The 12,411-nt window shown below is 74.0% G+C and carries 12 protein-coding genes; 10 read left to right on the top strand and 2 right to left on the bottom strand.

What is annotated here, in order from left to right:
* Positions 1-57: 57 nt before the first annotated feature.
* On the bottom strand, positions 58-795 hold the full coding sequence (locus GTR00_RS05170; protein ID WP_166610566.1) for a GntR family transcriptional regulator: 738 nt from the start codon (positions 793-795) through the stop codon (positions 58-60).
* 313 nt (positions 796-1,108) lie between these two features.
* Between GTR00_RS05170 and iolC the strand changes: the two genes are divergently transcribed.
* From iolC to GTR00_RS05120, 10 genes are all read left to right on the top strand, one after another.
* Positions 1,109-2,038, top strand: a complete 930-nt coding sequence (gene iolC, locus GTR00_RS05165; RefSeq protein WP_166610567.1) for a 5-dehydro-2-deoxygluconokinase — start codon at positions 1,109-1,111, stop codon at positions 2,036-2,038.
* Complete coding sequence (locus GTR00_RS05160) at positions 2,031-2,948, top strand: Cgl0159 family (beta/alpha)8-fold protein (RefSeq protein ID WP_166610565.1); 918 nt, start codon at positions 2,031-2,033, stop codon at positions 2,946-2,948. The genes iolC and GTR00_RS05160 overlap by 8 nt, the downstream gene beginning before the upstream one ends.
* An 11-nt stretch (positions 2,949-2,959) precedes the next feature.
* Positions 2,960-3,880 carry a 5-deoxy-glucuronate isomerase gene (iolB, locus tag GTR00_RS05155; protein WP_166610564.1) on the top strand — a complete coding sequence of 307 codons (921 nt, stop codon included), beginning with the start codon at positions 2,960-2,962 and terminating at the stop codon, positions 3,878-3,880.
* Between the two features lie 37 nt (positions 3,881-3,917).
* On the top strand, positions 3,918-5,849 hold the full coding sequence (gene iolD, locus GTR00_RS05150; RefSeq protein WP_166610563.1) for a 3D-(3,5/4)-trihydroxycyclohexane-1,2-dione acylhydrolase (decyclizing): 1,932 nt from the start codon (positions 3,918-3,920) through the stop codon (positions 5,847-5,849).
* 213 nt (positions 5,850-6,062) lie between these two features.
* Positions 6,063-6,959: a sugar phosphate isomerase/epimerase family protein gene (locus GTR00_RS05145; RefSeq protein WP_166610562.1), complete on the top strand. Its 897-nt coding sequence runs from the start codon at positions 6,063-6,065 to the stop codon at positions 6,957-6,959.
* Between the two features lie 138 nt (positions 6,960-7,097).
* Complete coding sequence (locus tag GTR00_RS05140) at positions 7,098-8,093, top strand: sugar ABC transporter substrate-binding protein (RefSeq protein WP_166610561.1); 996 nt, start codon at positions 7,098-7,100, stop codon at positions 8,091-8,093.
* Between the two features lie 7 nt (positions 8,094-8,100).
* Positions 8,101-9,165, top strand: a complete 1,065-nt coding sequence (locus tag GTR00_RS05135) for an ABC transporter permease (protein WP_166610560.1) — start codon at positions 8,101-8,103, stop codon at positions 9,163-9,165.
* Between the two features lie 7 nt (positions 9,166-9,172).
* Positions 9,173-10,060 (top strand): ATP-binding cassette domain-containing protein, encoded by an 888-nt coding sequence (locus tag GTR00_RS05130; RefSeq protein ID WP_166610559.1) that lies wholly within the window; start codon positions 9,173-9,175, stop codon positions 10,058-10,060.
* 7 nt (positions 10,061-10,067) lie between these two features.
* Positions 10,068-11,114 carry a Gfo/Idh/MocA family protein gene (locus GTR00_RS05125; RefSeq protein ID WP_166610558.1) on the top strand — a complete coding sequence of 349 codons (1,047 nt, stop codon included), beginning with the start codon at positions 10,068-10,070 and terminating at the stop codon, positions 11,112-11,114.
* Between the two features lie 13 nt (positions 11,115-11,127).
* The gene (locus GTR00_RS05120; protein WP_166610557.1) at positions 11,128-11,982 is read left to right on the top strand and encodes a sugar phosphate isomerase/epimerase family protein; all 855 of its coding nucleotides are present in this window, start codon (positions 11,128-11,130) and stop codon (positions 11,980-11,982) included.
* Positions 11,983-12,138: 156 nt separating this feature from the next.
* Here the strand turns inward: GTR00_RS05120 and GTR00_RS05115 are convergent.
* On the bottom strand, positions 12,139-12,411 hold a 273-nt coding region (locus GTR00_RS05115; protein ID WP_276609982.1), incomplete at its 5' end, for a DALR anticodon-binding domain-containing protein.

The following is a 12,411-nucleotide window of genomic DNA, read 5'->3' as shown; positions in this document are numbered from 1 at the left end:
GAGGTCACCCTCGTCGACCGCTGACCCCCGCCGGGACCGCGCGCCGTCCGGCGGGGGTCAGCGGTCGACGAGGGTGACCTCGAAGGCGTACCGGCTGGCCCGGTAGACGTGCCGGCCCCACTCCACGGCCCGCCCGGAGTCGTCGTGGGTGGCGCGCTCCATGGTCAGCAGCGGGCTGCCGCGGTGCTCGGCGAGCAGCTGGCACTCCTCGGCGGTGCCGCGCCGGGCGCCGATGCGCTGGCGCGCCACGCGCATGCCCACGCCCCGCGAGCGCAGCAGCTGGTAGAGCCCGCGCTCGGCCAGGCTGGCCTCGGCGATGTCGGTGAACGGCTCGGGCAGCCAGTTCTCCAGCACGGCCAGCGGCTCCTCGCCCGAGCAGCGCAGCCGCCGCAGGTGCAGCACGGGGCTGCCCTCGGGCACCGCCAGGCGCGCGGCGACCTCGCCGGCGGCGGGCACGACCTCGTGGACGAGGACCGTCGTGCCGGGGCGCTGGCCGTTGGCGGCCAGGTCGTCGTGCAGGCTGGTCAGCTCCACGGGGCGGGTGACCTGCCCGTGCACGACCTGGGTGCCCACCCCGCGCTTGCGCACCAGCAGGCCCTTGTCGACGAGCTGCTGGATGGCCCGGCGCATCGTGGGGCGCGACAGGCCCAGGCGGTCGGCCAGGTGGATCTCGTTCTCCAGCCGGGAGCCGGGCGGCAGCTTGCCGAGCTCGATGGCCCGCTCGATCTGCCGGGCGACCTGGAAGTACAGGGGGACCGGGCTGGAACGGTCGAGGTCGTCGAAGAGGTCGTCCACCGCGGGGCTCCTGTGCTCAGCGTCGCTGCCCAGCCGATGCCGGCCGTCGCGCCATGCTAACCGGCAGGTGCCTTGCACGTCAGCATGTCCCTTTGTCCTTACATATGCTTGACAGTGCTGGGAGCGCGCGGCAGGCTGGGCCCGTCACCGCGCCGCTGCGGCCCGGGCGACGCACCGCCCGGGAGGGACGGACCGTTCCCGGGCGCACCGGAGCGCTCCCTCCCGGGCGGCGCCCCGTGCCGCCGGCAGGACGCCCGACGACGACTTCAGGGAGGCTCGCGTGAGCAGCAGCGCCGCGTTCGACGTGGTGACGATGGGCAGGGTCGGCGTCGACCTGTACCCGTTGCAGGACGGCGTGGGTCTGGAGGACGTGGAGACCTTCGGCAAGTACCTCGGCGGCAGCGCCACCAACGTCGCGGTCGCCGCCGCGCGGCACGGGCGGTCCACGGCCGTGATCACCCGCACCGGCCACGACGCCTTCGGCACGTTCGTGCACAAGGCGCTGGCGGACCTCGGCGTCTCCGACGCGTTCGTCTCCGCCGTCGAGGGGCTGAACACCCCGCTGGCGTTCTGCGAGATGTACCCGCCGGACCACTTCCCGCTGCTCTTCTACCGCCTGCCCACCGCCCCGGACCTGCAGATCCGCGCCGAGGAGCTGGACCTGCCCGCGATCGCGGGCGCCGGGGTGTTCTGGGCGACGGTCACCGGCCTGAGCGAGGAACCCAGCCGCGGGGCGCACCACGCCGCCTGGCGCGCGCGGGCCCGCGCCCCGCTCACGGTGCTCGACCTGGACTACCGGCCGATGTTCTGGGCCGACCCGGAGCTGGCGCGCGCCGAGGTGCGCCGGGCCCTGCCGCACGTCACCGTCGCCGTGGGCAACAAGGAGGAGTGCGAGGTCGCCGTCGGCGAGACCGAGCCCCGCCGCGCCGCGCGGGCGCTGCTGGACGCCGGCGTGGAGGTCGCGATCGTCAAGCAGGGCCCGCGCGGCGTGCTGGGCATGACCCGCGACGAGGTCGTCGAGGTGCCCCCCACGCCCGTGCGGGTGGTCAACGGCCTGGGCGCCGGGGACGGCTTCGGCGGGGCCCTGTGCCACGGCCTGCTGGCCGGGTGGGACCTGGAGCGCGTGCTGCGCTTCGCCAACGCCGCCGGGGCGATCGTCGCCACCCGCCGGGAGTGCTCCACCGCCATGCCCACGACCGTCGAGGTCGAGGCCCTGCTCGAGGAGGTCGCCGCCCGTGCCTGAGAACCCCGCCCCCGCCGCCGGCCCCGCCGCCGGGTTCGCCAGGGACTACGCGGAGGTCTCCGGCATCCGCGCCTTCGAGCCCGAGCGCATCGGGCAGGTGCTGCGCGCCCGCCGCCGCCGCGAGCGCGTGCTGCCCGCCGACGGGCGCCTCATGGTCGTCGCGGCCGACCACCCCGCGCGCGGCGCCAACGGCGTGGGGGACCGGCCCATGGCGATGGCCAGCCGCACCGAGCTGCTGGACCGGCTGCGCGTGGCGCTGGCCGACCCCGGCGTGGACGGCCTGCTGGGCAGCGCCGACATCGTCGAGGACCTGGCGCTGCTGGGCGCGCTGGAGGGCAAGGTCGTCTTCGGCTCGATGAACCGCGGCGGGCTGCAGGGCGCCTCCTTCGAGCTGGACGACCGCTTCACCGGCTACGACGCGCAGGCCGTCGCCGACGCCAACCTCGACGGCGGCAAGCTCCTCACCCGCATCGCGCTGGACGACGCCGGCACCCTGCCGACCCTGACCGCCTCGGCGGAGGCCGTCAGCGAGCTGGCCGCCCGCCGCCTGATCGCGATGGTCGAGCCGTTCTGGTCGCGGTGGGTGGACGGCAGGGTCGTGCACGACCTGAGCGCCGACGGCGTCGTGAAGTCCGTGAACGTCGCGCAGGCCCTGGGCCGCACCACCGCCTACACCTGGCTGAAGCTGCCCGTCGTGGACGACATGGAGCGCGTCATGGAGGCCACGACGCTGCCCACCGTCCTGCTCGGCGGGGACCCGAGCACCTCCCCGGAGGAGACGTTCGCGACCTGGCGCAAGGCGCTGTCGCTGCCGTCGGTGCGCGGGCTGACCGTCGGGCGCACCCTGCTGTACCCGCCGGACGACGACGTGGCGGGCGCGGTGCGCACCGCCGCCTCGCTCGTGCACTGACCACCGCGACGATGAGGAGGAGGGACCGGGACGTGACGCGCAACCCCCACCACCTGCCCCGCGGCACCACCGCCCGCGACGGCTTCGACCTCGTGGTGACCCCGGAGTCGGCGGGCTGGGGGTTCTCCAGCCTGCGCACGCTCACCCTGCCGGCCGGGGGCTCGCACGAGTTCGCCACCGGCGACGACGAGGTGCTCGTGCTGCCGCTGTCCGGCTCGGCGCGCGTGGAGGTCGACGGCGAGGTGCTCGACCTGGCCGGGCGCAGCGGCGTCTTCGACGCCGTGAGCGACTTCGCCTACGTCGGCCGCGACAGCACCGTGCGCGTGAGCAGCCGCGACGGCGCGGTGCTGTCCCTGCCCGGCGCCCGGGCGCGCCGGCGCCTGCCCTTCCGCTACGGGCCCGCCGCGGGGGTGCCGGTGGAGCTGCGCGGCGCCGGGCGGTGCAGCCGGCAGGTGAACAACTTCGCCACCCCGCAGGCGTTCGAGACGGACCGGCTCATCGCCTGCGAGGTGCTCACCCCGGCCGCGAACTGGTCCTCGTACCCCCCGCACCGCCACGACCGCACCAGTGCGGTGGAGAGCGAGCTGGAGGAGGTCTACTACTACGAGTTCCGCTCGCTGGCCCCGCCCGGCACCCCGGGCGCGCAGGACGGGCTGGGCTACCAGCGCGTGTACGGCGAGCCGGAGCGGCCCGTCGACGTGCTGGCCGAGGTCCGCTCCGGCGACGTCGTGCTCATCCCGCACGGCTGGCACGGCCCGTCCATCGCCTCGCCCTCGCACGACATGTACTACCTGAACGTCATGGCCGGCCCGGAGGACGAGCGGGCCTGGCGCATCTGCGACGACCCGGCCCACGGCTGGGTCCGCGGCACCTGGGACGGCCAGCAGGTCGACCCCCGCCTGCCCCTGCACCCCGCGCCCAGCGGCGCCTGAGAAACCCCCCGACACGGACCGATCGGAGCCGATCGCCATGAGCGCAGCAACCCCCGCCCCGGCGGCCACCGTCCGCCTGACCGTCGCCCAGGCGGTCGTGCGCTTCCTGAGCTGCCAGTTCACCGAGCGCGACGGGGTCCGCCGGCAGTTCTTCGGCGGCGTGCTGGGCATCTTCGGCCACGGCAACGTGGCCGGGATCGCCCAGGCGCTGCTGGAGGCCGAGCTGGAGGTCGACGCCGGCGACGGCTGGAAGCCGCCCGCGCAGGTGCCCTACGCCACCGGCCGCAACGAGCAGGCGATGGTGCACACCGCCGTCGGCTACGCCCGCCAGAAGGACCGGCTGCAGACGATGGCCGTGACCGCCTCGATCGGTCCGGGCTCGTCGAACATGCTCACCGGCGCCGCGCTGGCGACCGTGAACCGCATCCCGGTGCTGCTGCTGCCCAGCGACGTCTTCGCCACCCGCGTCGCCTCCCCGGTGCTGCAGGAGCTGGAGACCGACACCGGCTACGACGTCTCCGTCAACGACGCCTTCCGCCCGCTGTCGCGCTTCTTCGACCGCGTGTGGCGCCCCGAGCAGCTGCCCGCGGCGCTGCTGGGCGCGATGCGGGTGCTCACCGACCCCGCCCAGACCGGCGCGGCGACGGTCTGCCTGCCCCAGGACGTGCAGGCCGAGGCGTTCGACTGGCCCGTGGAGCTGTTCCGCGAGCGCACCTGGCGCATCGCGCGCCCGGTGCCCGAGCGCGCGCTGGTGCAGGAGGCCGCGGACCTGGTCCGCTCGGCGAAGGCGCCGCTGGTCGTCGCCGGCGGCGGCGTGACGTACTCCGAGGCCGAGGACGCGCTGCGCGCCTTCGCCGAGGCCACCGGCATCCCGGTGGGCCAGACCCAGGCGGGCAAGGGCACGCTGCCCTACGACCACCCGCTGTGCCTGGGGGCCATCGGCTCCACCGGCACCACCGCCGCCAACGAGATCGCCGCCGAGGCCGACCTCGTCATCGGCGTCGGCACCCGCTACCAGGACTTCACCACCGCCTCGCGCACCGCGTTCCAGAACCCCGGTGTGCGCTTCGTGAACGTCAACGTCGCCGGCCTGGACGCCGTCAAGCACGCCGGCCTGCCGGTGCTGGCCGACGCCCGCGAGGCGCTGCAGGCGCTGACCGCGGCGCTGGAGGGCTTCTCCACGCCCGACGCCTACCGCGAGCGCGCCGCCCGGCTGAACCGCGAGTGGGACGCCGTGGTGGAGGGCTACTACCGCTCCGGGCTGGGCGAGCGCAACGGGGTGCTGGCGCAGGCGGAGGTCCTCGGCGCGGTCGACGAGGTCGCCGGGCCGCGCGACGTCGTGGTGTGCGCGGCCGGCTCGCTGCCCGGGGACCTGCACTGCATGTGGCGCACCCGCGACCGCAAGGGCTACCACGTGGAGTACGGGTACTCCTGCATGGGCTACGAGATCCCCGGGGGCATCGGGGTGCGCATGGCCGCCCCCGACCGCGACGTGTTCATCACGGTGGGGGACGGCTCGTACCTGATGATGCCCACCGAGCTGGTGACGGCCGTGCAGGAGCACGTCAAGGTGGTCGTGGTGCTGCTGCAGAACCACGGCTTCGCCTCCATCGGCGCGCTGAGCGAGTCGCGCGGCTCGCAGCGCTACGGCACCAAGTACCGATACCGCGACGAGCAGGGCCACCTGGCCGGCGGCACGCTGCCGGTGGACCTGGCCGCCAACGCCGAGAGCCTGGGCGTGCGGGTGCTGCGCGTGCGCACCCGCGCCGAGCTGGTGGCGGCGCTGCGCGACGCCAAGGCCTCGGAGGAGTCGACCCTGGTGCACGTGGAGACCGACCTGCACTCCGAGGCCCCCGACGGCGGCGGCTGGTGGGACGTGCCGGTCTCGGAGGTCTCCCACCTGGGCTCCACGCAGCGGGCCCGGGCGGAGTACGAGCGCCACAAGGCCCGCCAGCGCCCGCTCGTCTGAGGACCGCTCGTCTGAGGACCGCTCGTCCGGGGCCCGCCGGCCGCGTCCGGTGGTGCCCGGGGTGCACCGGTGCCACGGTGTCCCGGGTCCGGTGCACCCCGGGCCCGAAAACGTCAGGATGTCTGGACAAATGCTTGACAGGTCGCGCGCCGCGCGCGACAGTTCCCGTGCCCGCTGGGGGCGCAGGAGCACGACGACGTGGAGGGTCCTGAAGTGAGCCGCATCACCATCGGGTCGGCCCCCGACTCCTGGGGCGTCTGGTTCGCCGACGACCCGCTGCAGACCCCGTGGTCCCGCTTCCTCGACGAGGTCGCCGAGGCGGGCTACGAGTGGATCGAGCTGGGCCCGTACGGCTACCTGCCCACCGACCCCCAGCAGCTGGCCGACGAGCTGGCCCCGCGCGGGCTGAGGGTCTCCGCCGGCACCATCTTCGCCGCGCTGCACCGCCCGGACCACTACGACCAGGCCTGGGCCCAGGTCGAGCAGGTCGCCGCCCTGACGCGGGCCGTGGGCGGCACCCACCTGGTCGTCATCCCCGGCCAGTGGCGCAGCGACAAGACCGGCGAGGCCCTGGAGCCGCGCACGCTGGACGAGGAGGGCTGGGCGCGCCTGGCCTCCGGCATGGACCGCCTGGGCCGGGCGGTCAAGGACGGCTACGGCCTGCAGATGGCCTTCCACTCGCACGCCGACACCCACGTGGACACCCAGGACGAGGTCGAGCGCTTCCTGGAGATGACCGACCCCGACGCGGTCAAGCTGTGCCTGGACACCGGTCACGTCGCCTACAGCGGCGGGGACAACCTGGAGATCATCCGCCGGTACCCCGACCGCATCGCCTACGCCCACCTCAAGCAGGTCGACCCCGAGGTGGTCGCCAAGGTCAAGGCCGAGGACCTCGGCTTCGGCGACGCCGTCAAGCTCGGCGCCATGGTCGAGCCGCCCCGGGGCGTCCCCGAGATGCCGCCGGTGCTGCGGGCGCTGGAAGATCTCGACCGTGACGTCTTCGCCATCGTCGAGCAGGACCTCTACCCGGTCGCCTTCGACGCCCCCCTGCCCATCGCCCGCCGCACCTTCTCCTACCTGCGCTCCTGCCGGCTGCCGCAGGCCTGAGCCCGCCGCGCCGGCCCCCGCCCGGGGCCGGCGCCGCCCGGGCCCGCCGCACCACCCGCACCGTCGCACCACCCCGCTGGCAGCCAGCGGGCTCCACCGGACCGGGCGAGACGTGCCCGGGCAGAAGGGAACGGATCGATGAGGATTCGCTCGCGCACGACCGCCGCCGCCGCCTTCGTGGCCGTGGCCGCGCTGACGACGGCCGGCTGCAGCTCCTCCGGTGGCCGGCCCGCCGACGAGGGCGGCGGGGCCGCCGCCGGGGTGGCCGACACCCCGCGCATGGAGATCGCCGTGATCACCCACGCCGCCCCGGGCGACACCTTCTGGGACATCGTGCGCTCCGGCGCCGAGGCCGCCGCGGCCAAGGACAACGTGGAGCTCAACTTCCAGGGCGCCCCCGAGGCCGGCGACCAGGTCAACCTGGTCCAGAGCGCCATCGACTCCGGGGTGGACGGCATCGCCGTCACCCTGGCCAAGGCCGACGCGCTCACCCCGGTGGTGCAGCAGGCCAGGGAGGCGGGCATCCCGGTGGTCGCCTTCAACGGCGGCTTCGCGGAGTGGGAGCCCAGCGGGGCGATGAGCTACTTCGGCCAGGACGAGGAGCTGGCCGGCGAGGCCGCCGGCACCCGGCTCACCCAGGAGGGCGCCCAGCACGAGCTGTGCGTCATCCAGGAGCAGGGCCACGTCGGGCTGGAGGCGCGCTGCCGCGGCGTGGACAACACCTTCAACGGCACCAGCGAGGTCCTGTACGTCACCGGCACCGACATGCCCTCGGTGGAGCAGGCCATCACCTCCAAGCTCCAGCAGGACCCGAGCATCGACCGGGTGGTCACCCTGGGCGCTCCCTTCGCCCTGACGGCGGTGCAGTCGGTGCAGGCCGCCGGCAGCAGCGCGCAGGTGGCGACCTTCGACACCAACAAGGAGCTCATCGGCGCCATCCAGGACGGCGACGTGCAGTGGGCCGTGGACCAGCAGCCGTACCTGCAGGGCTACCTGTCGGTGGACTCCCTGTGGCTGTACGCCACCAACGGCAACACCATCGGCGGCGGGCAGGCCACGCTGACCGGCCCGGCGTTCATCGACTCCAGCAACGTCGAGCGCGTCGCGGAGTTCGCGGCCAACGGGACGAGGTGAGGCGGCCGTGAGCACCTCCGTCAGCACGCCCAGCGCCTCCCCGCCCGCGCTGCGGGCCAAGGACGACCGGGTCAAGACGCGGTCGCTGACCTCGCGCCTGCTCTCGCGCCCGGAGATCGGCTCGCTGATCGGCGCCATCGCGGTCTTCGTCCTCTTCGTGGTCGTGGCCCCCACCTTCCGCCAGCCCGCCTCGCTGGCCACGGTGGCCTACGCCGGCTCCACCATCGGCATCATGGCCGTGGCGGTCGCCCTGCTGATGATCGGCGGGGAGTTCGACCTGTCCGCCGGCGTGGTCGTCACCACCTCCGCGCTGGCCGCCTCCACCTTCGCCTACCAGCTGCGGCTGAACCTGTGGGTGGGGATCCTGGTGTCCCTGCTGCTGGCGCTGGCGATCGGGGCGTTCAACGGCTGGCTGCTCATGCGCACCGGGCTGCCCAGCTTCCTCATCACCCTGGGCACGTTCTTCATGCTCCAGGGCCTGAACCTGGGCGTCACCAAGCTGCTGACCGGCGGGGTCTCCTCCGACTCGGTGGCCGACATGGACGGCTTCGCCTCCGCGCAGGCGGTGTTCGCCTCCACGATCCAGGTCGGCGGCGTCGGCGTCAGGATCACCGTGCTGTGGTGGATCCTCTTCGTCGCCCTGGCCACCTGGACCCTGCTGCGCACCCGCGTGGGCAACTGGATCTTCGCCGTCGGCGGGGACGACGCGGCCGCCCGCGCGGTCGGCGTCCCGGTCCGCAAGACGAAGATCGGCCTGTTCATGACGGTCGGCTTCTGCGGCTGGTTCGTCGGCATGCACCAGCTGTTCAGCTTCGACTCCATCCAGTCCGGCGGCGGCGTGGGCCAGGAGTTCATCTACATCATCGCCGCCGTCGTCGGCGGCTGCCTGCTCACCGGCGGCTACGGCTCGGCCGTCGGCTCGGCCATCGGCGCCCTGATCTTCGGCATGACGAGCCTGGGCATCGTCTACGCCGGCTGGGACGCGAACTGGTTCAAGCTGTTCCTCGGCGTGATGCTCCTGCTGGCCACGATCGTCAACCTGGTCGTCAAGAACCAGGCCGCGAAGAGGTGAGGGACCGATGAGCACCCAGACCCACGGCAGCGACGGCGCGCGCGACGGCGGAGCCGGTCACCCCCCGAACAGCGAGATCCTGCGCCTGGAGGACGTCGGCAAGAGCTACGGCAACGTCCACGCCCTGCGCGGGGTGTCGCTGTCGGTGCGCCAGGGGGAGATCACCTGCGTGCTCGGCGACAACGGCGCCGGCAAGTCCACGCTCATCAAGGTCATCGCCGGGCTGCACCAGCACACCGACGGCCACCTCGTCGTCAACGGCGAGGAGGTGCGCTTCACCTCCCCGCGCGACTCCCTGGAGCGCGGCATCGCCACGGTCTACCAGGACCTGGCCCTGGTGCCGCTGATGTCGATCTGGCGCAACTTCTTCCTCGGCTCGGAGATGACCACCGGCTTCGGCCCCTTCAAGCGCCTGGACGTCAAGCGCATGACGGTCATCGCCGACGAGGAGCTGACCAAGATGGGCATCAGCGTGCCCGACCTCGAACGCCCCGTGGGGGCGCTGTCCGGCGGCCAGCGCCAGTGCATCGCCATCGCCCGCGCCATCTACTTCGGCGCCAAGGTGCTCATCCTCGACGAGCCGACCGCGGCGCTGGGCGTGAAGCAGTCCGGCGTGGTGCTGAAGTACGTCGCCAAGGCCCGCGACGCGGGCCTGGGCGTCATCTTCATCACCCACAACCCCCACCACGCCTACCTGGTGGGCAACCACTTCGTGATCCTCAACCGCGGCAACGTGTCCCTGGACCGCTCGCGCGCGGACATCACGCTGGAGCAGCTCACCAACGAGATGGCCGGCGGTTCGGAGCTGCAGGCCCTCAGCCACGAGCTCTCCGCCCCCGGCCAGACCCCCGAGCCCGCCGCCGCCCTGGCGGCGTCCCGACAGACCGGAAGGTGATCGACGCATGAGCACGGCGACGCAGACGACCCGACACACCGCCCGTGAGGGGTACGACCGGGACCTCCGCGTCGCCGTGCTCGGCGTCGGGATGATGGGCCAGGACCACGCCCGGCGCCTGGCGAGGCTGACCAAGGGGGCCGAGCTCGTCGCCGTCAGCGACGTGGACGCCGCCCGCACCGACGCGGTGGCCGCCGAGTTCGGCGTGCGCGCCCTGCACGACCCGCTCGCGGCCGTCGAGGACCCCGACGTCGACGCGGTCGTCGTCGCCACCCCCGGCTTCACCCACGAGGACCTCGTCCTGCGGGCGCTGGGCGCCGGCAAGCACGTCCTGTGCGAGAAGCCCCTGACGACCTCCCCGGAGACCTCCCGCAAGGTCGTCGAGGCCGAGCACGCCCTGGGCCGCCGGCTCGTGCAGGTCGGCTTCATGCGCCGCTTCGACGCCGAGCACGAGCAGCTGCGCGCGCTCGTGGCCTCGCAGGAGCTGGGCCGGCCGCTGTTCCTGCACAGCGTGCACCGCAACGCCACCACCCCGCCCAACTTCAGCTCCGAGATGCTGGTCCTGGACTCGGTGGTGCACGAGGTGGACGCGACCCGCTTCCTGCTGGGCGAGGAGATCACCGCCATCACGGTGCTGCGGCCCGGGCGCACCTCGCACGCCCCCGAGGGCCTGCAGGACCCGCAGTTCGTCCTCATGGAGACCGAGGGCGGCACGCTCGTCGACGTGGAGGTCTTCGTGAACACCACGTTCGGCTACGAGGTGCGCACCGAGCTGGTCGCCGAGCGCGGCAGCGCGCAGATCGGCCTCGGCGTCGGCCTCGTGCGGCACTCCGCGGCCGGCTGGGGCGGGGCCATCGCCGCCGACTTCAAGCAGCGCTTCGGCGCCGCCTACGACACCGAGTTCCAGCGCTGGGTGGACGCCGTGCGCAGCGGCGCCGGCGTCGACGGCCCCGGCGTGTGGGACGGCTACGCCGCCGCCGCCGTCTGCGCCGCCGGCGTGGAGTCCCTGCGCACCGGCCGCCGCGTCGAGGTCGACCTCGGCGCGCGCCCCTGAGGGAGGACCCGTCGTGCAGATCGCCCTGGACACCTACATGTTCCGCGACGTGCCGCTGCTGCAGCTGCCGGCGGTGGTCGCGGAGCTGGGCTACGAGTGGATCGAGCTGTCCCCCCGCGAGGACTTCATCCCCTTCTTCCGCCACCCGCGCGTGGACCTGGCCACGGTGCGGGAGTTCCGCGCGGCGCTGGACGCGGCGGGCGTGGGGGTGTGCTCCACGCAGTTCGTGCAGCGCTGGTCCGGCCCCGGCGAGGACGAGCGCCGCGCCGCGGTGCGCAACGTCAAGCGCATCGTGGAGATCACCACCGAGCTCGGCGTGCCGGTGGTGCAGTCGGAGTTCAACGGCCGCCCCGAGCTGCCCGAGGCCAGCGAGGCCCGCTTCCTGGACTCCTTCGAGGAGCTGGCGCCGGTCCTCGAGTCCGCAGGCGTCGAGCTGCGCCTGGAGCCGCACCCGGACGACTTCGTCGAGGACGGCTTCCGCGCCGTGGACCTCGTGCGCGGCCTGGACCGGCCGTGGGTGGGGTTCGTCTACTGCACCCCGCACACCTTCCACCAGGGCGGCGACGGGCCGGGGATCATCCGCTACGCCGGCGACCTGGTGCGCCACGTGCACGTGGCCGACTCCTTCGACCCGCGCGGCTCCTCCGGGCTGCGCTACATCGTCAACCCGCCCGGCTCCACCGCCCGGGTGCACCAGCACCTCGACATCGGCGAGGGCGAGGTGGACTTCGAGGGCATCTTCGCCGCCCTGGGCGAGGTCGGCTTCGACGGGGCGCTGTGCTCCAGCGTCTTCGCCTGGGAGGAGCGGCGCGAGGAGTCCAGCCGCACCATGCGCAAGCGCCTGCAGGAGCTCGTCGAGCGCTGGTGAGCAGGGCGCGGGGGCGGTGCCGCGGCACCGCCCCCGCGCCCCCGGCACGAGGGGGCGACCGTGGCGGCGGTCCGCACCGGGGTGCTCGGCACCGCGCGCACCACCCCGCTGTCCCTGCTGGCACCGGCGCGGCGGGAGCCGTCCGCACCCCCTCGGTCACATCTCGTCCAGGGCGGTGATGCCCAGCAGCGTCAGCCCGGCGGCCAGCACCCGCTGCGCGGCCCGGCACAGCGCCAGGCGGCTGCTGCGGACCTCGCCCTCGGCGGCGAGGACCGGGCAGCGCTCGTAGAAGGACGACAGCGCGGTGGCCAGCCCGTGCAGGTGGGCGCACAGCCGGTGGGGTTCGAGGGTGTCGGCGACCTCGCGCACCGCGCCGGCGAAACCGGTCACCGCGAGCGCGAGGCGCTGCTCGGCGGGGTCGTCGAGCAC

The sequence above is a fragment of the Kineococcus indalonis genome, from assembly GCF_009906395.1.
Lineage (GTDB): Bacteria > Actinomycetota > Actinomycetes > Actinomycetales > Kineococcaceae > Kineococcus > Kineococcus indalonis.
This window is presented reverse-complemented; position numbering and strand designations above follow the sequence as displayed.

Coding starts and splice junctions, on each gene's coding strand:
- iolC (WP_166610567.1), top strand. CDS start 1,109: ATGGGCAGGGTCGGCGTCGACCTGTACCCGTTGCAGGACGGCGTGGGT.
- iolB (WP_166610564.1), top strand. CDS start 2,960: ATGAGGAGGAGGGACCGGGACGTGACGCGCAACCCCCACCACCTGCCC.
- GTR00_RS05130 (WP_166610559.1), top strand. CDS start 9,173: ATGAGCACCCAGACCCACGGCAGCGACGGCGCGCGCGACGGCGGAGCC.
- iolD (WP_166610563.1), top strand. CDS start 3,918: ATGAGCGCAGCAACCCCCGCCCCGGCGGCCACCGTCCGCCTGACCGTC.
- GTR00_RS05125 (WP_166610558.1), top strand. CDS start 10,068: ATGAGCACGGCGACGCAGACGACCCGACACACCGCCCGTGAGGGGTAC.
- GTR00_RS05140 (WP_166610561.1), top strand. CDS start 7,098: ATGAGGATTCGCTCGCGCACGACCGCCGCCGCCGCCTTCGTGGCCGTG.